The 23,503-nt window shown below is 31.6% G+C and carries 20 protein-coding genes; 2 read left to right on the top strand and 18 right to left on the bottom strand.

Annotation, left to right across the window (positions count from 1 at the left end; translation table 11 throughout):
* Positions 1-19: 19 nt before the first annotated feature.
* The 13 genes from ACQ3F0_RS19405 to ACQ3F0_RS19345 form a co-directional block, all read right to left on the bottom strand.
* The gene (locus ACQ3F0_RS19405; RefSeq protein WP_428867282.1) at positions 20-853 is read right to left on the bottom strand and encodes an SDR family NAD(P)-dependent oxidoreductase; all 834 of its coding nucleotides are present in this window, start codon (positions 851-853) and stop codon (positions 20-22) included.
* A gap of 311 nt (positions 854-1,164) precedes the next feature.
* Positions 1,165-2,079 (bottom strand): creatininase family protein, encoded by a 915-nt coding sequence (locus ACQ3F0_RS19400; RefSeq protein ID WP_428867280.1) that lies wholly within the window; start codon positions 2,077-2,079, stop codon positions 1,165-1,167.
* Between the two features lie 28 nt (positions 2,080-2,107).
* The gene (locus ACQ3F0_RS19395) at positions 2,108-3,172 is read right to left on the bottom strand and encodes an Ldh family oxidoreductase (RefSeq protein WP_428867278.1); all 1,065 of its coding nucleotides are present in this window, start codon (positions 3,170-3,172) and stop codon (positions 2,108-2,110) included.
* Positions 3,173-3,230: 58 nt separating this feature from the next.
* Positions 3,231-4,277, bottom strand: coding sequence for a LacI family DNA-binding transcriptional regulator (locus tag ACQ3F0_RS19390; RefSeq protein ID WP_428867277.1), 1,047 nt, complete (start codon positions 4,275-4,277; stop codon positions 3,231-3,233).
* Between the two features lie 525 nt (positions 4,278-4,802).
* Positions 4,803-5,837, bottom strand: a complete 1,035-nt coding sequence (locus ACQ3F0_RS19385; RefSeq protein WP_428867275.1) for a LacI family DNA-binding transcriptional regulator — start codon at positions 5,835-5,837, stop codon at positions 4,803-4,805.
* Positions 5,838-6,074: 237 nt separating this feature from the next.
* Entirely contained in the window at positions 6,075-7,121 is a 1,047-nt protein-coding gene (locus tag ACQ3F0_RS19380) for a uroporphyrinogen decarboxylase family protein (RefSeq protein WP_428867273.1), read from the bottom strand.
* Positions 7,122-7,244: 123 nt separating this feature from the next.
* Positions 7,245-7,370 carry a hypothetical protein gene (locus ACQ3F0_RS19375; protein ID WP_428867272.1) on the bottom strand — a complete coding sequence of 42 codons (126 nt, stop codon included), beginning with the start codon at positions 7,368-7,370 and terminating at the stop codon, positions 7,245-7,247.
* Between the two features lie 133 nt (positions 7,371-7,503).
* Positions 7,504-8,793: a TRAP transporter large permease gene (locus ACQ3F0_RS19370; protein WP_428867270.1), complete on the bottom strand. Its 1,290-nt coding sequence runs from the start codon at positions 8,791-8,793 to the stop codon at positions 7,504-7,506.
* Between the two features lie 3 nt (positions 8,794-8,796).
* On the bottom strand, positions 8,797-9,369 hold the full coding sequence (locus ACQ3F0_RS19365; RefSeq protein ID WP_428867268.1) for a TRAP transporter small permease: 573 nt from the start codon (positions 9,367-9,369) through the stop codon (positions 8,797-8,799).
* Positions 9,370-9,497: 128 nt separating this feature from the next.
* Positions 9,498-10,550, bottom strand: a complete 1,053-nt coding sequence (locus tag ACQ3F0_RS19360; protein WP_428867267.1) for a DctP family TRAP transporter solute-binding subunit — start codon at positions 10,548-10,550, stop codon at positions 9,498-9,500.
* 323 nt (positions 10,551-10,873) lie between these two features.
* A complete protein-coding gene (locus ACQ3F0_RS19355) occupies positions 10,874-11,644 on the bottom strand; it encodes an HpcH/HpaI aldolase family protein (protein WP_428867266.1) in 771 nt (256 codons plus the stop codon).
* Between the two features lie 64 nt (positions 11,645-11,708).
* Complete coding sequence (locus ACQ3F0_RS19350) at positions 11,709-12,749, bottom strand: zinc-dependent alcohol dehydrogenase (protein ID WP_428867264.1); 1,041 nt, start codon at positions 12,747-12,749, stop codon at positions 11,709-11,711.
* Positions 12,750-13,198: 449 nt separating this feature from the next.
* A complete protein-coding gene (locus tag ACQ3F0_RS19345) occupies positions 13,199-14,113 on the bottom strand; it encodes a creatininase family protein (RefSeq protein ID WP_428867262.1) in 915 nt (304 codons plus the stop codon).
* 443 nt (positions 14,114-14,556) lie between these two features.
* On the opposite strand from ACQ3F0_RS19345, the gene ACQ3F0_RS19340 reads away from it, so the two are divergent.
* Positions 14,557-15,330, top strand: coding sequence for an MBL fold metallo-hydrolase (locus tag ACQ3F0_RS19340; protein WP_428867260.1), 774 nt, complete (start codon positions 14,557-14,559; stop codon positions 15,328-15,330).
* A gap of 342 nt (positions 15,331-15,672) precedes the next feature.
* Positions 15,673-17,100 carry a sigma-54 interaction domain-containing protein gene (locus ACQ3F0_RS19335; protein ID WP_428867258.1) on the top strand — a complete coding sequence of 476 codons (1,428 nt, stop codon included), beginning with the start codon at positions 15,673-15,675 and terminating at the stop codon, positions 17,098-17,100.
* Positions 17,101-17,140: 40 nt separating this feature from the next.
* On the opposite strand, the gene ACQ3F0_RS19330 is transcribed toward ACQ3F0_RS19335, so the two are convergent.
* The 5 genes from ACQ3F0_RS19330 to ACQ3F0_RS19310 all read right to left on the bottom strand — a co-directional run bounded on the left by ACQ3F0_RS19330 (position 17,141) and on the right by ACQ3F0_RS19310 (position 23,271).
* Positions 17,141-18,328, bottom strand: a complete 1,188-nt coding sequence (locus ACQ3F0_RS19330) for a uroporphyrinogen decarboxylase family protein (RefSeq protein WP_428867256.1) — start codon at positions 18,326-18,328, stop codon at positions 17,141-17,143.
* 317 nt (positions 18,329-18,645) lie between these two features.
* Positions 18,646-19,509, bottom strand: a complete 864-nt coding sequence (locus ACQ3F0_RS19325) for a 5-deoxy-glucuronate isomerase (protein WP_428867255.1) — start codon at positions 19,507-19,509, stop codon at positions 18,646-18,648.
* Positions 19,510-19,563: 54 nt separating this feature from the next.
* Complete coding sequence (locus ACQ3F0_RS19320) at positions 19,564-20,508, bottom strand: hydroxyacid dehydrogenase (protein WP_428867254.1); 945 nt, start codon at positions 20,506-20,508, stop codon at positions 19,564-19,566.
* A 490-nt stretch (positions 20,509-20,998) separates the two neighbouring features.
* Positions 20,999-22,381 (bottom strand): NADPH-dependent glutamate synthase, encoded by a 1,383-nt coding sequence (gene gltA / locus ACQ3F0_RS19315; RefSeq protein ID WP_428867252.1) that lies wholly within the window; start codon positions 22,379-22,381, stop codon positions 20,999-21,001.
* The gene (locus ACQ3F0_RS19310; protein WP_428867250.1) at positions 22,381-23,271 is read right to left on the bottom strand and encodes a sulfide/dihydroorotate dehydrogenase-like FAD/NAD-binding protein; all 891 of its coding nucleotides are present in this window, start codon (positions 23,269-23,271) and stop codon (positions 22,381-22,383) included. The genes gltA and ACQ3F0_RS19310 overlap by 1 nt, the downstream gene beginning before the upstream one ends.
* Positions 23,272-23,503: the final 232 nt, after the last annotated feature.

Here is a 23,503-nt window from a genome sequence, read left to right as displayed (position 1 = left end):
GTTATTAATCAGTATTTTCTTATTTTTTAGCTTCTAATAAAATTTCATAATCTTCCTCTGTTACAGTTTTATAACCTGGTACTGGGAATGCTTGGAACCCTCTTCCTCCATCATTATAAATTGACTGACCAAATATAAAATCACTATCTTCGCATGCAAGGAATACTGCTAGTCTTCCACATTCTTTAGTACTTCCAATTCTTCCAATTGGTGTTCTAGATATGATTGTATCCATTAGTTCTTTATTAGATCCTACCCTTCTCATCAAATCAGTTTCTATAGGACCTGGAGCCATAGCATTTACCTTTATACCATGTTGTGCTAATGCTACTGCTTGTACTTTTGTTAATTGTTGTATTCCACCTTTACTTGCCGTATAAACCATTTGTGAATCAAGAGCCAAATGAGCATTCACTGATGACATATTTATTATAGCTCCACCTTCCCCTTGCTTAACCATTTGTCTAGCAGCCTTTTGTCCACCAAAGAACATACCTCTTAAATTTACATCCATAATTCTGTCATATTGTTCTGGAGTGATATCTAAGTAGTGTGTTTTATTTGGATCATTAATTCCAGCATTAGCAACATATATATCTACTCTTCCATATTTTTCCACAGTTTTTGCAATAATATTATCAAGATCTTCTAATTTTGCTACATCACATTGAACAAACATAGCATCTCCACCTAAATCTTGCAGCGTCTTTAATCCTTCTTTGCCTGTTTCAGCATTACGACCTCCAATAACAACCTTAGCGCCTTCTTTTATATATTCTATTGCAATCCCAAGACCAATTCCTTTAGTACCGCCTGTTATTACTGCAACTTTTTCTTTCAATTTCATCTTCATCACTCCTCCGAGTTTATTTTGTATATTTTAAAATAGCGTTAATAGCAAAATAATTAATTCATAATTAAAATAAATTGTGAAACAAATCAGTGACAAGTGATAAATTACAAGTGACAAGATAATGATGATTTTCTTTCAGAAAATCTTTAACTAAGCCTATATAATCTTCGATGATGGAATAAAGATCTTTTGTTTAATTAAAAGCTTTCGTTTACGAAAGGTATCCACAACTCGTCACTTATCACTTGTAACTTGTCACTATAAATTGCGAACTTGTTCGCAATTTATAGTTATTCCATCCTAAAACAAATTTATTTTAATAATTGTCCTTTATCATCATGATCTTTATCATATACGATATTCTCACTACCAGCATAGCCCATTGGGTTTCTGAATCCTAATGGATTAATTCCACATGGGTACTTTGCTCTAATTTCTTTAATTAATTCACAGTAATGACCAACAGTAGCAGAAACTAATAATTCTCCTTTGTCAGCTGAAGCATTTGTAGGATCTCCGATAACACCAGTTTCCAAATCATCTTTCTCTGGTAAACCGAAAGTTCCTTCAAAGTGATACATAGTACCTGGAGTTGTTCCTTGTCCTGGAGCAAGTTTCCATTTAGCATCGATTAATGGAGTACCCCCACCTGCAACTGCTAAATCCATGTTAACCCACTCAGGGTATAAGCATAATGCTAATGAAGTTTCTGCTTCATCTGCATGCCACATATAATCTTTAAGAACTGTTTTGTCATCTCTTAAGAAATCATACCAAGTTGAAGAAATAGTGAATAATCCTTCAATTCCCAATTTATGTGTAGCAACAATCATTGAAGAAACTTGACCATGAGCTGAAATAATAAGGAACTTATTATATCCTGCTACAGCTGCACCTCTAATGATATCTTCAAGTAATGCTATATGAGTTTCATATTTTAGAGGAATTGTTCCTTGCATACCCCAGTGATGATGAGGATGTGAACCGTACATTGGGCAAGGCAAAAGCATTGCACCTGATTCTTTTGCTACTCTTTCTGCAATACCTATTGCATTGAAAGTATCTGACCCACATGGGCAATGTGGTCCGTGTTGCTCAATAGCTCCGATTGGTAAAATCGCTACGTCACATACATTTTTAGCATAAGCTACATTCACTGGTGCTGAATTCTGATGAAACCATATTGAATCTCTGTTTTCTAACTTGAAATTAGTTTGTACTTTCATTATTTAACTACCTCCTGAAATTTTTTTATTATATTAAAGTCAAAGGACTTTTTACATTCATTCTCTTAGCTAATTCTTTTAACTCTTCATATGTTTTCATTGGTACTGGAATACCTTTTTCCATTCTTTCTACAGTTTTTAAATATTCAATTTCTCCTGGAAGATACATTTCCATGCCTTCTTTCCACATTGGAGTACTCTTTAAGTTTTTATAGTATTCATTCATTCTTTCTTTCAATTCTTCTTTTCCCATAATAGCTTCAACATTTATTGCTATCATAAAGTGACCTGTTAAACTTGGATCATCTGGGGCAGCATACATACTCTTTAATTCATGTCCAAATGTTCCGCCTGTTATTAATCCAGATAAAATATCTACTGCATAAGCAAGTCCTAAACCTTTATATCCTCCCATTGGAAGTAAAAATCCTTCAAAAGCTTTTTTAGGATCATCTGTTGGTCTACCATCTTTATCAGTAGCCCAATCCGTTGGAATTTTTTCACCTTTCTTTATTGCAAGAGTTAGCTTTCCACCAGCAACAACAGAGTGTGAAAGATCTAGACAGAATGGAAAGTCTCCATAACTAGGAATTGCAATTGAGTATGGGTTGTTACCAATAACTGGTTTACTAGCACCTGGAGCAACTATTAAGGGTATTACATTTGTCATAGCTATACCTATCATGCCTTCTTCAGCAGCCATTCTTGTATATAATGAAGCTGCACCAAAATGGTTACTTCTAATAGCTCCAACAGCTCCTATATTATGAGTTTTGGCTAGTTCAATAGCTCTTTTCATTGCATCTCTTGCTACGATGAAACCTGCACCATCATCACCATCTAACACTTCTAAACCTAAACTTCCTTTTCTTGCTTTAATATCAGGTTTTGGATTAACAGCTTTTTTATAGAGTCTTTCAAAATAAGCAGGTACTCTAATTACTCCATGTGAATCTACACCCATTAAATTTGTCTTAACTAATGCTTGTGCATGAAATTTTGCATCTTCTTCACTCATATCTGCTTTCATAAATAATTCTGTTATAAAAGTTTCTAAAACCTCTGGTCTCATTGTTACAGTGTTTTCTGACATAAAATTCACTCCCTCTTTATATTTATTCTTGAATATATTTTAAAATAAATTTCATTTTTTAGACTGATTTTCTTTCTATCAACTTACCATGTATTAATTTTAAAGTTGGTTCTACATATATGTTTTCTAACCTCTTTTCCAGTAATTCTACAGTTGCATTTACCATTTTTTCAATAGGTTGACGATAAGTTGTTAACTTATAACTTGGATATTCAGCAGCAGGAATATCATCAAAACCAACTATTGCAACATCATGAGGTACATTGTAATCTAATTCATACCTAATCATGTCCATTGCTCCTATTGCCATATTGTCATTTGCACAAAATATACAATCTGGTATTGTTTCTGATTTCATAAGTCTCATTGCAGCTTCTCTTCCTGCTTTATATGAATAATCACCATACTCTAAAATCAAATTATTAATTCCTCTTTCATTGAGGCGATCTTTAAAGCCTTTAAGTCTATCAATATTTGTAGATGCATTCCCATTTCCTGAAATATAAGCGAATTTTTTGCGACCATTATCTAATAAATAATTTGCAATTTCTCTTCCCGCCTCTACATTGTCACAACAAACAGCTGAAGCAAATGCTCCTGGAACATATCTATTAAATAAAACAATAGGTATCTCATTTTGAAGACATTCATCAACTACGTCAGAAGTTACAGAAGCTGAAGTAACAATCAATCCATCAACTCTATATTGATATAAGCTAGTGAGAATATCATCTATTCCATTATTTATGCTTATATTAAATAAAAGTACTTGCTTGCCCATTTGTTGGAGCTTATTTGTAAAGTTTTTTAATATATTTGAATAAAAGGGACTACTTGAATTAGCCATAACAATTCCAATAATATTAGTTTTGCTAGAAATTAAACTTCTAGCGATGGCATTTGGCTTGTACCCAATTTCCTTTGCAACTTTCAAAATTTTCTCTCGCGTTTCTGGTGAAACTTTTGATGTTGAGCTAAACACTCTTGATACTGTAGATTGCGATACACCAGCTATTTTTGCAACGTCTAGTGCATTTATTTTTTTCATAGTTATTTTAGTGTTAATAATTTCGTTTTCTTTTTTTATTTTATCTATAATACCCATCCCCTTGCATACGTATTCATATAAATGTAAAAAAATATGTTTAAAGGCTGGAATACTCATCTTTATAGATATAATATATACTAGTAGTTTAAAATAATGATTATTTTTAATTCTACTAAAACATTAAGTTTTCTTGCATACGTATGCATGTTTTATATAATATACCCTTAGTCAATGATACATAATTATATTATTCCGTTTCTTCTAAAATTAACAGTTTATGTATACGTATCCATCTCATCTGTATTCTGAATTAATTTTATAAACATCTCATAAACAAATTAAAGTCAAATACTATTGCATACGTATTCATAAATTTCTTGTTTTTATTATAGTTCAATAATATAGTAATGTCAATAGCTATTGTAGTTTAATTTTCTGAATATTTGGATTAAAAATTATTTTCCTAAAGATGTAATTTTTAATAGATATACCATTAAAGAGGTGTCTCAAAATAATTTTAACATTATTTAAAACACCTCTTTCCCTTATCATTTCACTCATAATTTTAAATGCATTTATACTCTATTTCTTCTCACTAGAATTACGTATAACAAGTTCACCTTGAAAAAGCTTAGTAACTGATTCTAAATTTGAATCTGATAGTTTATTTTCTAATAATTGAATCAATGCATCCACCATTTTCTCTATTGGTTGACGTATCGTAGTTAAAGAATATGATGGCCAAGCCGCCATATAAATATCATCAAATCCAACAATTGAAACATATTCTGGTATTTTTACACCTTCATTAAATCTTAGATAGTCCATAACTCCTAAAGCCATTAAATCATTTGCACAAAAAATAGCATCCGGAATATCGCCTTTTTCTAATATACTTTTTATCGCTTCTTTTCCACTTTCATAAGTGTAGTCTCCAAATTCAATAATATAATTCTGGATCCCTAATTCCTTCAACCTATCAATGAATCCTTTTTTTCTATCTAAATTTGTAGAACTATTTTCTGTCCCTGTAATATATGCAATATTTTTAAATCCCTTGTCTTGAACAAGATAATTTACTACATCTCTTACAGCTGTCACATTATCACAACATACCGCACTTACTCTCGCCCCTGGAACAAGCCTATTAAATAAAACAACTGGTATATTATTTTTCGTACATTCAGTAGCTAATTCCGTAGAAATAGATGCATGAGTTATTATTATACCATCAACTTGATACTGAAGAACACTAGATAAAACGCTGTCAACTTCTTCATTATGTTTTACATTAAACACCAATATCTGCTTACCAATTTCTCGCAATCTCTGCGTAATACTCGTCAATATATATGCATAAAAAGGACTCTCAACATCACCCATAACTATGCCTATTATATTTGTTTTATTTGATATCAAGCTTCTCGCAATAGCATTTGGTTTGTAACCCAATTCTTTAGCTACTTCTAAAACTTTCTTCCGTGTTTCTTCTTTTAAATTACTGTCTTTATAAAATGCCCTTGATACTGTTGACTGTGATACACCTGCTGCCTTTGCTACATCAACTGAAGTGGTTCTTTTATTTATTAATACTTGTTCCTTATTAACTTTATCCATATTTTAACCTTCCACCTATGCTTAAACAATATATGAATATTATTTTCAATTTTCATCACTACTTTTTCTAAATATATTATAGAATGGCTAAACAACAAAAGCAAGATAAATTAAAAATATAAGGAGAATTCAAAGTTAGAAAAATAGCACTGAAAATGATTTTGTTAAGTATAAAAAGTCTTTAAACAAAAAAGCCCTCCATTTCGGAGAGCTTTAATTCAATTAAACTTTTATAAACTATTTGATTTTGTAATCATCAGCTGCTTTAAACATAGCTTTTAAGTTTGGAATAGGTACTTGGTTTATTGAACCACCGGCAGCTAGTACGCATTTGTTGTTTCCACCAAATGACTTAAGTACCTCAGTACATCTTTCATAAGTTTCTTCTGGAGTAATATCTTGTAATTCAAGTGGACTTAATCCACCTAAAAGCGTTACTTTATTCCCAGTCAATTCCAAAGCATCTTGTGGTTGTATCTCTGGTAAATATTGCCAAGCAGCAAATCCAGCATCAGCTATAGCACCTGCTACGTGACGAGCTGTTGAATCATTGTGTAACCACCATTGAGTGTTAGGAAATTCTTTAAATATTTGTTCATATCTAGGTAAAATGAACTCTCTATAAGTAGGTTCACTAAGGAATGCAGAAAGGTCATCTGCTATTAATATGTGATGTAAAGAACCTAGTATCTTTTCTTGAGCTCTAATAAATCTTATTGTAGTTTCTACAACTGCATCTAATATTTTATTAACTATTTCTGGCTCTACAAGTACATCTGCACAGAAATCACTAATTCCTCTAAGATTTGCACCTGTTGTGAAAGGTCCCATTATAGGATGTGGATTAACTCTGTATCCTTCCGGGCAGTTATCCACCATATATTGTAGCGTTTCAAGAGCTTGCTTCATATAGTTATCTCCATATGGATCTCCAGGTTCTAACCAATCTAATTCTTCTACCTCTTCTGCCTCTGCTATACGAGGATTAGGATGAACTGATATAAATCCATTGTCATCAAATTGAACTATTCCACCAAGTCCACTGGCTTCTGCAACAGAACCCATATCTGGAAGTACATTTCCGATTCCATCCACTTTTTCTAATGCTTCAATTTGGCATTGAAGTGTCACTTCTGGATTATGGAAATAATCATCTAAATTAACTCCTGTAACTGCTTGGAAGAACGGGAATGTGTAAAAGTTAAATACTGCATGTCCGTCGGATTTTTCTCCGGCGATACTTTGTTTTAAACGTCTAAAATTTCTTTCTCTTAAAGTTGACATAAATGTACCATCCTCTTTCTAATTTGCTAATACTAGCATTCTTATAGTTTTTTATTATAAAGTATACGATTTATCTATATATAAACTTTATAAATTATATATTTTTTGTCATGATATTGTTGATTATTTTTCAGTAATAACATCAGTAATAACAACAATAGTTGAATTTTTATAATCTTTAATACCAAAACATCTATGAATTAACAGTGTACAGCATTGGATAATTCTATTTAGAAAATCTAAAATCATGAATTCAACTCAATGGAAAATTAATCACTGATAACTTTCAATTTTATAGTTATACATACTTAAATTTAATTATACAAGTCCAAAACAGTATTTTTCAATACTATTTGGACTTGCATAAATTTTAGAATTTTAATTAAACTGGAATACCAAGTAATTTTGGAAGTGTTAATGATATAGCTGGTATATAAGTAACCATTAGTAGCACTATTATCATAACTGCAATCCACGGTAATATTGCTTTAGCAAGTACATCAAATTTTATACCACTAATTTGGCACGCCATAAACAAATTTGCTCCTAAAGGCGGAGTAATAAATCCTATGGCCAAGTTTAGAACCATTATAAGACCAAAGTGTACTGGATTTACGCCCAATGCCACAACTATTGGCAATAAAATTGGTACCAAAATAATAATTGCTGCATTTGTTTCCATAAAAGTACCAACTACAAGTAGTAATGCATTTATTAAAAGTAATACTATTATTTTATTTGAAGTTACTGCCAATATTGCATTTGCAATTTGAACAGGAACTTGCGTTATTGTAAGAATACGTCCAAAACCAGAAGATATTCCTATAATAACTATAACTGCTGCACATAATAAACAAGAGTTAAAACCTATAAACGGTAAATCCTTAAATTTAACTTCTTTGTATATAAATACGCTAACTATAATACCATAAACACAAGCAACTGCTGCGGCTTCAGTTGGAGTAAATACTCCTCCATAAATACCACCTAATATAATAACTGGAACCATAAGTGCTGGTATTGCATCCCTAAAAATTGCTACAACTTCTTTTGCAGTATATTTATGGTCATCACCTTTCCAACCATTTTTAACTGACATAATTACTGTATAAGTTATCAAACCTAAACCAACTAATAATCCTGGACCAATTCCTGCTGTAAACATACCTGTAACAGATACATTAGCTGCAATAGCATAAACAACCATACAAATACTTGGCGGAATAAGAGTTCCAACTGTTCCAGCCGTTGCACATAGTGCACCAGCAAATGGCTTGTCATAACCTTTTTTCACCATAGCAGGTATCATAACAACACCGATAGCTGCAACTGTAGCAGAGCCTGTTCCTGAAATAGCTGCAAAGAATAAACATGTTACTATAGAAACTACTCCTAAGCCACCAGTCATACGACCAAAAAATACTCCTGATACATCAATTAATCTCTTAGAAATTCCACCTCTACCCATAATGTCTCCTGCAAAAGCAAATAGAGGTACAGCCATTAATGGGAAAGAGTTAAGTCCTTGTATCATTGTTTGTGTAAAAGCTTCCACACTTATTGGATTTACACCGTAGATTGTAACTATAGATGCTAACCCTAAAGATACAGCTATAGGTACTGATAATAATAAAAATAATACGAAACTTCCAAATAGTAATGCAATAGTCATAATTTAGTCCTCCTCTTTATTTCCGGAGTCTTTTATCGCAAAGCATATATCATTTGCTCCAGTATAGACTCCAGTATGATTTTCAAAGCGTTCTAGTGATTCAGAAAAGTTTTTGATTTTCCACACTATTCCTTGAATAAGTCGAACTATCATTAAAACAAAACCTACTGCCGCTGCACCATACATAAAGTTCATTGAAATATCTAAAGTTGTTGCTCTATCATTAAATTCAACAACTGATTGACAAATTTTTACCGCAGATATAAATATTATTCCCGTAAATGCCAAGAACAAGAAATCTACTATGATCATTATGATTTTTTGAACTTTTTCTTGAAATTTGCCTACTATAAATGTAACTTTTATATGTCTATGATTTCTTGTAGTATAAGAAATACTAAAATACATTAACCAAACAAACATAAATCTAGAAACTTCTTCTGCCCATGAAAATCCAGCACTAAATCCAAATCTTAATATTACCTGTAAAGTAATTAAAATTGTCATGATATAAAATAATGTAGCCATCATAATTGGTTCAAAATTTATATCAAGCCAAGAAAATACTTTCTTCATCCCAATGTCAACCCCTTGTTTTTTTCTAAGTTAGATAAGCAAAATACTTAAATGGCAACATCTAAAAGTAAATTTTAGATGTTACCGATTTAATTATTTATTACTCTATCTCTACTTTAATATTGCTATTATTGTCTTTCGGCTTCTATTTCACTCATTACCATGTCAAATGTTTCTTGACCACATTTTCCAACGATTTCTTCTTTTACTGCTTCATTCATAGCTTTACCCATTTTTTGTCTTTCTTCAACAGGAACTTCGTTGATTTCAACACCAAATTCAGGAAGTTTAGCTAAAGTATCTTCTTCTTGCTTAGCCATTATTTCTCTTTCTAAATCAATAGCAACTTTTGCTTCACCTTCTACAAGTGCTCTATCTTCAGCAGATAAACTATCCATGAACTTTGTATTTCCATACCATAAGTAGTTAGTGTAGATGTGTCTAGTTAAAGACCAGTATTTTTGTGCTTCATAGAATTTTGCTGAAACAAAACTTGTAGTAGCACATTCTTGACCATCGATCAAGTTTTGTTGTAATGAAGTAAATACTTCTGCCCAAGATAAGTTTGTTAAAGAAACACCAACAGACTCCCAAGCTTTAATTTGTATAGGATTATATCCTCTAATTTTTAAACCTTTAACATCATCAGCAGTTAATATAGGTTTTTTACTGTTTGAGAAGTTTCTGAAACCAATTTCCATGTATCCTAAACCAGTAGCACCCATTGCTTCTAATGGTTTCATTAACTCTTTACCAGCTTTTCCATCTAATACTCTATGAGCATGAGCTGCATCATCGAACATATAGAAAGAATCCCAAACTGCAAATTCTGGAATAGTTGAAGTGAATAGAGTAGTTGCACCTAAACTCATTTCAATGTCTCCACGTCTTACTTGCTCAAGCATATCCATTGCTTTACCTAATTGAGATGATGGGAAAATTGTTACTTCAATTCTTCCTTCTGATTTTTCTTCAACCGCTTTTTCGAACTCTAACAATGCTTTGTGTGCTGGATGATCAGTACTACTTTCATGACCGATACGTATTTCAATTTTTTCTGCTTTCTTTTCACCATCACCGCTAGCTTTGTCGTTTCCTTTGCTACCACCACAAGCTGTCATAGATACTGCCATAGCACCTACAAGTAAAGTAGTAACTAACAATTTGATAGATTTTTTCATGATTAAAAACCCCCTTGTTTTTTATGTTAAATTTGAATTTAACCATTGTTGTGAAATTCTGTTACTTTTCAGCAATAAAATTTGAGTGTGTTTTGTAAATGATTACAAAAAGTTACTACAAATATCTTTCAAAAAATTACCTCTAATTACTGAATTCTATATCCTTTTTTTAAGAAATTTCGTATTATAAATATAGTATTAGCTCTTTTTGTTTTTTCAATCAGTTCTACTATATTTTAAATAGCTTGTCTTCCAATTTTTAATTAAATAACTCAAATTATTAATTTACTTATGGAAGACAAGTTATTGAAACTTTCTTTTACTTATTTATTACCTTTAATTGCGTTTAGTACTCCTCTTGCTCCTGCACCAATAAATCCAGTATCTGAACCTACAAGAAGATATTGTACTCCTCTGTCTATAAAACTTTGAGCATTAGCTGGTGATGAGACAGTACCAACAGCTTTACCAGCAGCTTTAACTTTTTTGATAATAGTATCAACAGCTTCTAGTACTTGTGGATGATTTCCTTGTCCAATAAGTCCCATTGATTGAGATAAATCCATAGGTCCTATGAAAATAACATCTATTTCTTCAATCTTAAGAATTTCATCAAGATTGTTCATACATTCAACAGTTTCACAATGAGAAACAACTAAAGTGTTTTCATTTGACTCTTTAATAAACTCCATTTTATCAAATAATCCAAATGAAGCTGCTCTAGTAGTTGGTGAAAAACCTCTTTTTCCTAATGGCGCATATTTTGTGCTATCTACTACAGCTGTAGCTTGTTCAAAAGTATCAACGTTAGGTACTTGTACTCCAAGAGCACCCGCATCTAGTGCTTGTAGTATTTCAACAGCTCTATTTTCTCTAACTCTTACTATTGGTACTATACCAGCAGCATCGGCTCCTCTAATTACACCTTGCATATGAGTTCTACTCATACCTACATGTTCATTGTCTAATACGAAGAAATCAAATCCAACTAATCCTAAAATTTCAACAGCTGCAGGATCATTTAATTTTGCAAATGTACCAATTGCACACTCACCATTTTTAATCATTTTTTTTAATTTATTTTCACGCATCATAATAGAATGCCTCCAATACTTTTGATTTTAATCTTTTTAAATTATAAATTTACTAATCTACATCTTATGGATGCAATAGCATTTTAAGTCTCATTTCTTTTCTTTCTTTAATGATTTTAAGAGCATCTCCAAAATCTTCTAATTTGTGATGGTGTGTTATCAATGGTTTAGCTTTAATTGTTCCATTACCCATCATAGCTAAAGTAGGTCTGAATGTATTTCTTGATGCTAATACACCAATAACATCACAATCCTTAAGGATAATGTCATTAATTCTTGTTTCAAAAGAATAATTCCAGTATAAGCTTAATAATACTATTCTTCCGCCTGGTTTTAATGAAAGAAGAGACTCATCAACTGTCGATGAACTACCTGAACTTTCGATTACAACGTCAACGCCTTTTCCATCAGTTACAGATTTAACCCACTCAGAAATACTTCCATCATGATAGTTAAATACATCATCTGCACCTAACTCTTTTGCTATCTCAAGTTTTTCATTCCAACTTCCAACTACTAATACTCTTGACGCACCTGCAGCTTTACTACATTGAGCTGCCATTAAACCTATTGGACCATCACCAATACATAAAACAGTTTCTCCAAATGTAACTCTACCTCTTTTTACTCCATAGTAAGAAGTGGCAGTTGGCTCTATTAAAGCAGCTTCATCATAACTTAAGTTTTCTGGAATTTTATATGCATGTCTAGATGGAATGTTTATGTATTCTGCATAAGCACCATCTTTATTTCTGTATGAACCAGTTACTACTCTGTTTGGACATAAGTTGAATTTACCTTCTCTACAGTAATCACATTTTCCACATCCAAGACTAACGTCCCCTACTACTCTGTCACCAACTTCAAATCCAATTACATCTTTACCAACTTTTACAACTTCTCCACTCCACTCATGTCCTGGAATAAGTGGGAAAGTAGTAAATCCATTCTTTTGGTGAGGCATTTCCCCTTCAAGTAATTCAAGGTCTGAACCACAAATACCCACTGCTTTAACTCTTGCAAGTATTTCATCATCTTTTATTTCTGGTGTTGGAACTTCGTCATAAGAGAACTTATTAGGTTCCAAAAATCTCATAGCTTTCATTATTGTTTCCTCCATAAATATATTGTTATTTTTATATATAGAACGAAGCTAGCTTCTTAACCCTCTATATACTAATTTCTTTTTACGATAAATATATTAGCAATAACTGTGCCAATTTTTGTTTTTCTAGACTTAATCCTTCCAAACTAAGATAGTTTAATATTTAACAATGTTTTACTTGCATTCTACTCTACTTTTATTTTAATTTTTCACACTTTTGCGATGTAAGTTTACATCGTTTTTATGTATCAATGCATATACTCCTGCTATAAATAGAATTTGCAACAAAATATTTCAAGTTAAACCTTATCATTTACTTCTTTAATTAAAAACATGAACTTAATAACCATTAAGTTCATGTTAGCATTGTATCTTTATATAAAAATATACCCACAACACATAGAGACATTGTAGGTATATTTAAGGTATATACTGAGTATATTATTATACTATTTTAATAACTGACCTTTTTGATCGTGATCTTTGTCATATACGATATTTTCAGAACCAGCATAACCCATTGGGTTTCTGAATCCTAATGGATTAATTCCACATGGATATTTTGCTCTAATTTCTTTAATCAATTCACAGTAATGACCAACAGTAGCAGAAACTAATAGTTCTCCTTTTTCAGCTGTAGCATTTGTAGGATCTCCGATAACACCAGTTGCTAAATCATCTTTTTCTGGTAATCCGAAAGTTCCTTCGAAGTGATACATAGTACCTGGAGCTGTTCCTTGACCTGGAGCAAGTTTCCATTTAGCATCTATTAATGGAGTACCGCCACCTGCAACTGCTAAATCAAAGTTAACCCACTCTGGGTATAAGCATAATGCTAATGAAGTTTCAGCTTCATCTGCATGCCACATATAATCTTTAAGAACAGTTTTGTTATCTCTTAAGAAGTCATACCAAGTTGAAGAAATAGTGAATAATCCTTCAATTCCTAATTTATGAGTAGCAACGATCATTGAAGAAACTTGACCATGAGCAGAAAGAATAAGGAATTTGTTATATCCAGCAACTGCAGCTCCTCTTATAATATCTTCAAGTAAAGCTATATGAGTCTCATATTTTAGAGGAATTGTTCCTTGCATACCCCAGTGATGATGAGGATGTGAACCATACATTGGGCAAGGTAAAAGCATAGCACCTGATTCTCTAGCTACTCTTTCAGCAATACCAATTGCATTAAAAGTATCTGATCCACATGGGCAATGTGGTCCATGTTGTTCAATAGCTCCAATTGGTAAGATTGCTACGTCACACACATTTTTAGCATATGCTACGTTTACAGGAGCTGAGTTTTCTTGAAACCATATAGAGTCTCTGTTTTCTAATTTAAATTCAGTTTGTACTTTCATTATTTAGTTACCTCCTAAAATTTTAAAAATCTATGTTGTGAGTCAATTGATTTTCACTCAAACATTATATCACTTAAATACATAAGCAATTACTATGCCAAAACTTCAAACCTTTAATATTGTTTTTTTATAGCATTTTCTCTTAAAAAAAACATTTGAACACCTTTTTTTTATGTTTCTTTGCATCAATTTTATGCACACTTGCATCAACTTCATAAACTAAATTGCATTCTTAACTGATTGAAGTTTAAATCCTTATTATTGTTCTCACATATAAATAATATCATACTATTAATGCTAGAATTAATATTTTTTTACTATCTATATATTTTTGTAATATTTATACCTTTTTTTTATTTTTAGTTGATATTAAAGTTTTCCACTTTTATAATAAAAAGAAACAACTTAGACTAAAGACTAATTTATAGAAGGGATATGATTAAATGAATTTAGCATTGGATATAGCAACTACTAATGTTAAGAATGGCGAAATCGCAATCTTTTGGTTGGGTCAAGCTGGTTTCTTACTAAAAGATAGCAATGATACTACTGTAGTTATCGATCCATATTTATCAGATTGTGGTGAAAGAATGAAAGGTTTTAAGTGTCTTTCTCCTAAACTTATCACTCCAAGCGAGTTAAAACCTGATATTTATATTACAACTCACAATCATTTTGATCACTTTGATTACGATACAATACCAATAGTATCTTCTAATCATCAAACTCGCTTTATGGGACCCAAAACATGTGTGGATTTATTTTTAGAAATGGGTATAAAAAAAGAAAAAGTAGTTTTATTAGAAAAAAGAAATCCAATTACATATAAAAACATAACAATACAAGCTGTTTTCGCTGATCACGGAACTTTAGCTCCAGATACAATTGGTGTCCTATTAACCGTAAATGGTGTGAAAATTTATATTGCCGGCGACACTGCTTATCGTCCCGATAAAATTCAAGATGCAATAGATTTTAAACCTGACATCGTAATTTTATCTATTAACGGCAAATTCGGTAATTTGAATTGTGAAGAGGGTGCAAAATATGCAAAACTAACTGGAGCAAAACTGGCCATTCCTTGTCACTTTTGGACATTCAAAGAGCACGGCGGAGATGTACTATCATTTACTGCTGAAATGGAAAAACACGCACCAGATTGCAAAGAAAACTTTATGTATCAAGGAGAAAAGTTAATATATTCTAATGTAAAATAATAACTTAATATTGTTTTACATTTACTAAATCAGAGTAAAACTATACCATCTATTTCTCGGTATAGTTTTCTTTCATGTTTCGCTTTTTTTAGACAAACTTTGCTTGTTTGTCTGTTGTAATAATGCCTTGATTAACTTGACTTTTCAATCATATAATTGCATAATATAGCTATATTAAAGTTTAATAGCTTTTATATAAATTACTGAGATTTCACAAATAACGACATAATTTTCAAATTTAAAATACATTATATGCTTTTAAAAACTTTAGAATCATAATATTTTGTTAATTTTTTTTGAAATTTGGTATGTTAAATATAAAATTTACAAGAAGAAAATGAGGTGATTTTTCTGAAGAATTCTTTAGAAAAAACTAATTTAAAGTTTAATTTACCAGCTGAAATTGTTCAATTTTTTGAATCATCTTATGATGGTGTATTTATTACCGACGGAGAAGGATTAGTTTTGTATACGAACTATGCTAACGAAAAAATCTCTGGTTATACTAAAGATGATGTAATAGGTAAAAATATTGAAAATTTAGCAAAAGAGCAATGGTTTTCACATTCTGTAACTTTAGAAGTTTTAATCTCAAAAAAACGCGAAACTGTTCTTTGCACTAATTACAAAACAAATAAACAAGTAATTGTAACAGGTAATCCTATTTTTTCTAATAACGGTGAAATAAAATATGTTTTCAATAACATAAGAGACGTAACCGATTTGATTACACAAAAGAAATTACTTGAAGAAAAAGAAAAATTTATAGATCATCAAAATCACGAATTAGAACATTTGAGATCACTTCAATTTAAGATGAAAAAGAAATTCGTTATAAATAGTGATAAAATGAAAAAAGCCTTCCAATTAGCTCAACACGTTGCAAAGTTTGATTCTACAGTTCTTATTCTCGGTGAATCAGGTGCTGGTAAAGAAGGTATCGCAGAAACAATTGTAAAATCCAGCAACCGTAGGAATAATCCTTTTATCAAAATTAATTGTGGTGCTATTCCTGAGAATCTTTTAGAATCAGAGTTATTCGGTTATGAAAAAGGAGCATTTACAGGAGCTAACCCAAAAGGTAAAATGGGGAAATTTGAAATTGCACAAACTGGAACCATATTTCTTGATGAAGTAGCAGAGCTTCCATTAAATCTTCAAGTTAAACTTTTACGCGCTCTTCAAGAAAGAGAAATAGTTCGTGTTGGTGGCTCAGACTCCATTAAACTTGATGTAAGAATAATCGCCGCTACAAATAAATCGATTACCGATATGATAGATTCTAACACTTTTAGAGAAGATTTATATTATCGCTTAAACGTAGTTTCAATAACCGTACCACCTTTAAGAGAACGTGTAGAAGACATAGAACCTTTAGTAAATCATTTTCTACAAAGGTTCAACAACAAATACGATTTAACTAAATCTATTTCAAATGAAGTTATCGAAATATTACGCAAATACGATTGGCCAGGTAACGTAAGGGAACTCGAAAATATTACAGAAAGTCTTATAATACTTTCACAAAATCAAATTATAACCAAAGAGGACCTTCCTGCAAAGTTGACAAATAATACAAAGAAAACAAATTCTATTGTTGAAATAAAGGAAATCATACCATTAAAAGAAGCAGAAAGCTCACTTGAAAAGAAATTAATAAAAAAGGCTATGGCGAAATACGGCAGCACAAGAAAAGCAGCTGAAGCTCTACAAGTTGATCAATCAACCATAGTTAGAAAGATAAAAAAATTCAATATTGATTTAACTTAAAAAGTGCATTGGGATCAATGCACTTTTATTTTAGTTTCATTTATTTTCTTTTTTGCTCATAAAATTTTACACCTTTTTCATAAAAAGCTTCATATAGAGCAATTATGTTTTCTAAAGGTATATTTTCTTGAAGGTTATGAATTGATGACATTATAAGGCCACCTCTGTGCGCCATATCGTTAATTCTTTTCTCAACCTCTTCTTTTATTTCTTCCGGAGTTGCTGTGGCAAGTATAGTTTGACTATCACAAGAACCTCCCCAAAAACAAATCTTTTCTCCATATTGCTCTGCCAACCACTTTGTATCATCAATACCATCAGCCGAAACTTGAATAGGATTCCAAGCATCAAATCCAACATCAATCATATCAGGTAAGAATGATCTAATAGCTCCATCACAATGAAACACAATTTTTATATGTGGCGCTTTAGATTTTATAAAGTCAACAACTTTCTTTTGTAAAGGTTTTATAAGTTCTCTATAAGTATCTAAATTCATAAGTGGTGCAAACTGAGTTCCTAAATGATCTCCCATCACAGCAACTTGAATACACTCCCCACATTGTTCGAGTATTTTTCCCCACTGTCCAATATGGTAATCAACAATTTTATTCATTACATAAGTACAAAATTCAGGTTCTATTAATAATTTAACAAAAAATTCTTCATAACCTATCATTTGTTGAGCAGGTACAAAAACCCCACCATATAAAGGACCACCGCACACGATAGCATATTCAGTATTCTCATAAATATCTCTAACTTTTTCCGATAACCCCTCAATATTCTTATCACTATCCGGGTCTGGCCAAGGATAATTTTGCAGTTCTTTCAAACTAAGCTCTTTTAATGGCGGATCTATCGGTTCATAATATAATCCATCTGCAGGACATTTCCATTTTATACCCCACTCATCAATAAACCATACAGAACCGTCTTCATCACTGTTCGGCTTTAATTCATTTTCATTTGGTCCCGTTATATAAACAGGATAACAATCAGCATGAAATTTTTTTCTTACCCATTCATCAACCTCAACGGATTGGGATAATGTTGAAGATAACTTTATCAGCTCACCTTCTCGCCCAAAATAATTTTGTAGTTTTTTGTAAGCATTTTTATGCATTGTAGTAAGATTAGATATTCCACCTATATCTATAGGCACTCTATCTGTCTCTTGGTGATTTAAAGCTCTTATAACTCTTTCTCGCGAAGTTAACTTTTCCATAATTTACTCTCCTACATTTCATCATTTCAAAACAAACTCTACATAGCCTTTCTTTATTCATTTATAAAATGGTGAATTTTAACTCTTTTAGCGATTTGTAAATCAACGGAAAAAGCCATTTATCTTTCATCAAGAAAATCTCTAAATAAATATTATATCTCCAATTGTTATTAGCAAACAATAATTTACAAACCATAAAAATACTTCAAAAGTGATAGGCTATTCTTTTAACATAGAAAATAACGATACTATATAAAATAAAAGAATATACAAAAGAAAATCAGCAATTGATTTTCTTTTGTATTCTTACATTTAATTTATTTAAATGGTCTTAAAGTTTCTACGTCTTCTAACCATTTGAATCTTTCATCATGATTTAATTTATAAACCTTATCGTCTCCAGCTAATCCCCATAATAAGTATTCAGTACATCCTGGAACAGCCATAGAAGTATGATATCCAAATGGTAAAGCTATTGCAGTTTCATCATCGCTGATTTTGTTGAACTCATCCCATGCTCCACCTTCATCTCCTTCTAAACCGTATGAATGTTGGATAGCATATTTACCATGTGGTCCTTTAACTCTCATTGAGAATATTTCATCTAATGGGTATTCTTTTGCATCATCTAAGTCATGCTTATGAGCAGGGAATCCAATCCAACCACCTGGAATTGATACTGATTCACCAACTAATAATTTTTTAGTGATGTGATCCATGTTTTTTCCATATGGTCCAAAGATCCATCTGTATTTTCTTCTCCAAGTAAAGTGACCTGGATCTCCTTCTTCAACATCTTTTGGTAAACTTTGGAACGGAGCATTTCCTTCTTCACATGCAGTAGTGAAAACTCTAGCTTCTAATTCAGTTCCAGCAGTCATTACTAATTTACTGTTTGGAGGAAGGTATAAAGTAGTTGGAAGCTCAGTGTAGATATCTTTACGCTTACCAGTAACTCCGTCTAATACTTTTTCACCATTCCAATATACGTCAGCTGTATATTCTCCAGCTTGTAAAATTATTGCGATTTCTTCGCCAACAACTTCATGCTCTAATGTTTGACCTGCATTAAGAAGAATTCTATCTAACCCTAAAAATTTACAATCAGAATTCTCTTTAGTTATAACTCTCTCATATCCATTTTCATTTTTAAATCTAAAAACTTCAGTGTACTTTCCCATTATTTTTCCTCCTAAAATTACCTTTAATTTTAAATTTTATCTTAAATATTTATTTTAATATTTAACTTCATACTTTGGCTCTTTACCATTTAATACATCTAGAATTCCTTGAGCAGAATGAGTTGCCATTGCAATTAATGCCTCAGCTGTTAAAGCAGCATTATGCGGAGATACTATCATGTTATCTAATTGGAATAAAGGATTATCACTAGTAGCAGGCTCTTGATCAAATACATCAAAAGCAGCCCCTTTGATTGAATTGTTCTTTAAAGCTTCATATAAAGCTTCCTCATTAACGATTCCACCTCTAGAAACATTAATTAAATATGCACTTTCTTTCATCATATCTAATTTTTCTTTTCCAATCATTCCTCTTGTATCTTCTGTTAAAGGAATATGTAAACTTACCATATCAGACTTTTTAAAGATTTCATCTATATCACTTACCAATGTAACACCAATCTCATTAGCAACTGATTCACTAACATATGGATCATATCCTAAAATATTCACATCTAATGCTTGTAATTTTTTAATTACAAGTTTAGAAATTTTTCCCAAACCAATCATACCAATAGTTTTACCTTTTATCTCCATTAAAACAATTCTATTTCTTGATGCCCAATCTCCAGCTCTAGTAGACTTGTCCATAACTAAAAGATTTTTAGATAATGCTAACATAAACGTAAATGCATGCTCTGCTACTGAATTAGGATTAGATTCTGGAGCATTTACAACCTTCACACCACACTCTGCCGCTACTTTTCTGTCAATATTATCAACACCAATACCATGCTTTCCAACAACTTTTAAACTTGGTATACTTTTAATAATGTTTTCAGTTATTTTTGCAGACCTTATAAGAATCCCCTCACAACCTGCAGCTTCCTTTATTATTGTAGCTTCATCAGTTGCTGATCCTACAATTACTTCTGCTTCACTTTGAAGTAATTTCATACCATCTTCATGTATAGGTTCAGTGACAAATACTTTTTTCATAGTTTAACTCCTCACTAATTTTTATATTTTATTTTAAATAATCTTATGAATACTATTAGCAAATTTTGTGCCAACCAATATATTCTTTTTATTTTTTGTTCAAATATTGTTCTATTAATATTTAAATTTGTAAATTCCTCTAAATGACTCACTTTATTAAAAATAATATTTAAATTTAATTGTTACAGTTTATCTTAATTTTAATAAAAAAACTCCATATGTGATGCATATTTTCATCACATATATGTAATTTTACATATCTCAGTTAGCATTTACATATACAATTCTTTAATATTAATAATCCTGTACTTCACTACTTGATTTGAGCAATTTTCATGCCACCTTATTTAGTTATCAGTTAACAATTCAAAGTTGTTATCAAAAGTATTTTAAAACATAGCTCAATAAAAAAAGATGCCTCAAAAACTATTGAGGTCATCTTTTTTATAATTTAAAAATATAAAAGTTATGATTATATTCATTGTAATATTTATTTACTCAAATCTTCATGAATAGATTTAGCTGCAGCTTTTCCAGCTCCCATTGCTAAGATAACAGTCGCAGCACCACTCACTACATCTCCACCAGCATATACTTTATTCTTTGCTGTTCTTCCTGTTTCTTCATCTGCGCAAACACATTTCCATTTATTAAAATCAAGTCCATCTGTAGTTGAACATATCAACGGATTTGGTGATGTTCCTAGTGCCATTATTACAGTATCAACTTCCATGATAAATTCTGATCCCTCTATAGGTTTCGGCCTTCTTCTTCCAGAATCATCTGGTTCTCCAAGTTCCATTTTTACACATTTCATTCCTGAAACCCATCCATCTTCATCAGCTAATATTTCTAATGGATTTGTTAATAAATCCATTATTACTCCTTCTTCTTTTGCATGATGTACTTCTTCAACTCTTGCTGGTAACTCTTCTTCTGATCTTCTATAAACTATATGTGATTCCGCACCTAATCTTAATGCAGTTCTTACAGAATCCATAGCTACATTTCCACCACCTATAACAGCAACTTTTTTACCAATTTTAACTGGTGTTGGGTAATCATCTCTATTAGCTTTCATTAAGTTAACTCTTGTTAATATTTCATTAGATGAGAAAACTCCATTAGCATTTTCTCCAGGTATACCCATGAATTTAGGAAGACCAGCACCTGAACCTATAAATACTGCATCAAACCCTTCTTCTTCAATCAATTCATCTATAGTAGTAGTTCTTCCAATTATTACATTTGTCTCAATTTTAACGCCAAGCTTTTTGATATTTTCAATTTCTGTTTTAACTACAGTATCTTTTGGTAACCTAAATTCAGGAATCCCATAAACTAATACTCCACCTGCTTCATGTAATGCTTCGAATATCGTTACATCATAACCCATTTTAGCTAAATCCCCTGCACATGTTAATCCAGCAGGTCCACTACCTATAATTGCTATTTTCTTACCATTTTTCTCTACTGTTTCAGCAAGTTCTATATTATTTTCTCTAGACCAATCTCCAACAAATCTTTCTAATTTTCCAATTGCAACTGCTTCCCCTTTAATACCAAGAACACATTTTTCTTCACATTGCGTTTCTTGTGGACATACTCTTCCACAAACTGCTGGAAGGGAACTGTATTTAGCAATTACTTTTGCCGCTGCTTCAAACTCTCTATTTTTAACATGTTGGATGAATCCCGGTATATCTATACTAACAGGACAGCCTTTAACACATAATGGTTTTTTACAATTTAAACATCTAGACGCTTCTATTACTGCTTCTTCTTCATTATAACCATAACAAACCTCATCAAAGTTTTTATTTCTAATATCAGATGCTTGTTCTCTAACTGGTACTTTTTTCATTCTATCCATTAGTGGTCACCTCCGCATCCACATCCACCATGATGGTGTGTGTCACCTTCTTCTTCTTTTAACTGTGCTTTTCCTTCTTCAGTTTTATACATTCTTTGCCTTCTCATTGCTTCATCAAAATCTACTAGGTGTCCATCAAATTCTGGACCATCTACACATGCAAATTTAACTTCATCTCCAACAGTTACTCTACATGCTCCACACATTCCTGTTCCGTCAACCATAATTGGATTCAAGCTTACTGTTGTAGGAATGTTGTACGCTTTAGTAGTAAGTGCTGCAAATTTCATCATTATCATAGGACCAATCGCTACTACATGGTCATATTTCTTACCTTTATTGTCAACTAAATCTTTAAATAAATCTGTAACTAACCCATGAAATCCATAAGAACCATCATCTGTTGCAACAAAAACTTCTCCAGCAACCTTGTCCATTTCTTCCTCTAAAATTAAATTAGTTTTTGATTTTGCACCAATAATTACATCTACATCAATTCCATTCTTGCCAAACCACTTAACTTGAGGATATACAGGTGCCGTTCCAACTCCTCCAGCTATAAACAAGAATTTTTTATTTTTTAATTCTTCAATATTTTCATCAATAAACTCAGATGGTTGACCAAGAGGTCCAACAAAATCTCTGAAGTAATCTCCAACTTCAAATTTTGTCATTTCTAAAGTTGATTTTCCGATTTTTTGAAACACAATTGTAACTGATCCTTTTTCAGCATCATAATCACAAATAGTTAATGGAATTCTCTCACCTTTTTCATCAGTCTTTACGATAATAAATTGACCTGGTTTCGCTGATTTCGCAACCCTTGGCGCCTCAATTTCTAATAAATATATTTCTGGTGCCAAAACTTCTTTCTTCAGAATCTTATACATACTGTTCCTCTCCTTCTCTAACTCAACAATTTTTAGATAAACATTAATTTATCTAAAGTTAATTCAATCCCTTTTCTTAATACCTCTTCCCACCTATTAAAATATCAGTGGATGTATAATTATACATTTGAATTAATTTACTAACACTTTAAACTTGATTTTAACATAAAATTTAACCTATTCCAAGCAGCTTTGATGAATTAATATTAATAATAAAAATACTGTATAAACT

Origin of the sequence: Clostridium sediminicola, from assembly GCF_050402865.1 — a bacterium.
Lineage (GTDB): Bacteria > Bacillota > Clostridia > Clostridiales > Clostridiaceae > Clostridium_AF > Clostridium_AF sediminicola.
The sequence above is the reverse complement of the archived record's forward strand: the minus strand, read 5'-3'. Positions and strand labels throughout refer to the sequence as shown.

Bases quoted from the DNA above. Each gene is read 5' to 3' on its own strand.
- ACQ3F0_RS19345 (WP_428867262.1), bottom strand. From the start codon at position 14,113: ATGAAAGTACAAACTGAATTTAAATTAGAAAACAGAGACTCTATATGG.
- ACQ3F0_RS19400 (WP_428867280.1), bottom strand. From the start codon at position 2,079: ATGAAAGTACAAACTAATTTCAAGTTAGAAAACAGAGATTCAATATGG.
- ACQ3F0_RS19365 (WP_428867268.1), bottom strand. From the start codon at position 9,369: ATGAAGAAAGTATTTTCTTGGCTTGATATAAATTTTGAACCAATTATG.
- ACQ3F0_RS19395 (WP_428867278.1), bottom strand. From the start codon at position 3,172: ATGTCAGAAAACACTGTAACAATGAGACCAGAGGTTTTAGAAACTTTT.
- ACQ3F0_RS19330 (WP_428867256.1), bottom strand. From the start codon at position 18,328: ATGGAAAAGTTAACTTCGCGAGAAAGAGTTATAAGAGCTTTAAATCAC.
- ACQ3F0_RS19310 (WP_428867250.1), bottom strand. From the start codon at position 23,271: ATGTATAAGATTCTGAAGAAAGAAGTTTTGGCACCAGAAATATATTTA.
- ACQ3F0_RS19385 (WP_428867275.1), bottom strand. From the start codon at position 5,837: ATGGATAAAGTTAATAAGGAACAAGTATTAATAAATAAAAGAACCACT.
- ACQ3F0_RS19325 (WP_428867255.1), bottom strand. From the start codon at position 19,509: ATGGGAAAGTACACTGAAGTTTTTAGATTTAAAAATGAAAATGGATAT.
- ACQ3F0_RS19320 (WP_428867254.1), bottom strand. From the start codon at position 20,508: ATGAAAAAAGTATTTGTCACTGAACCTATACATGAAGATGGTATGAAA.
- ACQ3F0_RS19370 (WP_428867270.1), bottom strand. From the start codon at position 8,793: ATGACTATTGCATTACTATTTGGAAGTTTCGTATTATTTTTATTATTA.
- ACQ3F0_RS19360 (WP_428867267.1), bottom strand. From the start codon at position 10,550: ATGAAAAAATCTATCAAATTGTTAGTTACTACTTTACTTGTAGGTGCT.
- ACQ3F0_RS19390 (WP_428867277.1), bottom strand. From the start codon at position 4,277: ATGGGTATTATAGATAAAATAAAAAAAGAAAACGAAATTATTAACACT.
- ACQ3F0_RS19375 (WP_428867272.1), bottom strand. From the start codon at position 7,370: ATGATTTTAGATTTTCTAAATAGAATTATCCAATGCTGTACACTGTTA.
- ACQ3F0_RS19355 (WP_428867266.1), bottom strand. From the start codon at position 11,644: ATGATGCGTGAAAATAAATTAAAAAAAATGATTAAAAATGGTGAGTGT.
- ACQ3F0_RS19340 (WP_428867260.1), top strand. From the start codon at position 14,557: ATGAATTTAGCATTGGATATAGCAACTACTAATGTTAAGAATGGCGAA.
- gltA (WP_428867252.1), bottom strand. From the start codon at position 22,381: ATGGATAGAATGAAAAAAGTACCAGTTAGAGAACAAGCATCTGATATT.
- ACQ3F0_RS19405 (WP_428867282.1), bottom strand. From the start codon at position 853: ATGAAGATGAAATTGAAAGAAAAAGTTGCAGTAATAACAGGCGGTACT.
- ACQ3F0_RS19380 (WP_428867273.1), bottom strand. From the start codon at position 7,121: ATGTCAACTTTAAGAGAAAGAAATTTTAGACGTTTAAAACAAAGTATC.
- ACQ3F0_RS19350 (WP_428867264.1), bottom strand. From the start codon at position 12,749: ATGAAAGCTATGAGATTTTTGGAACCTAATAAGTTCTCTTATGACGAA.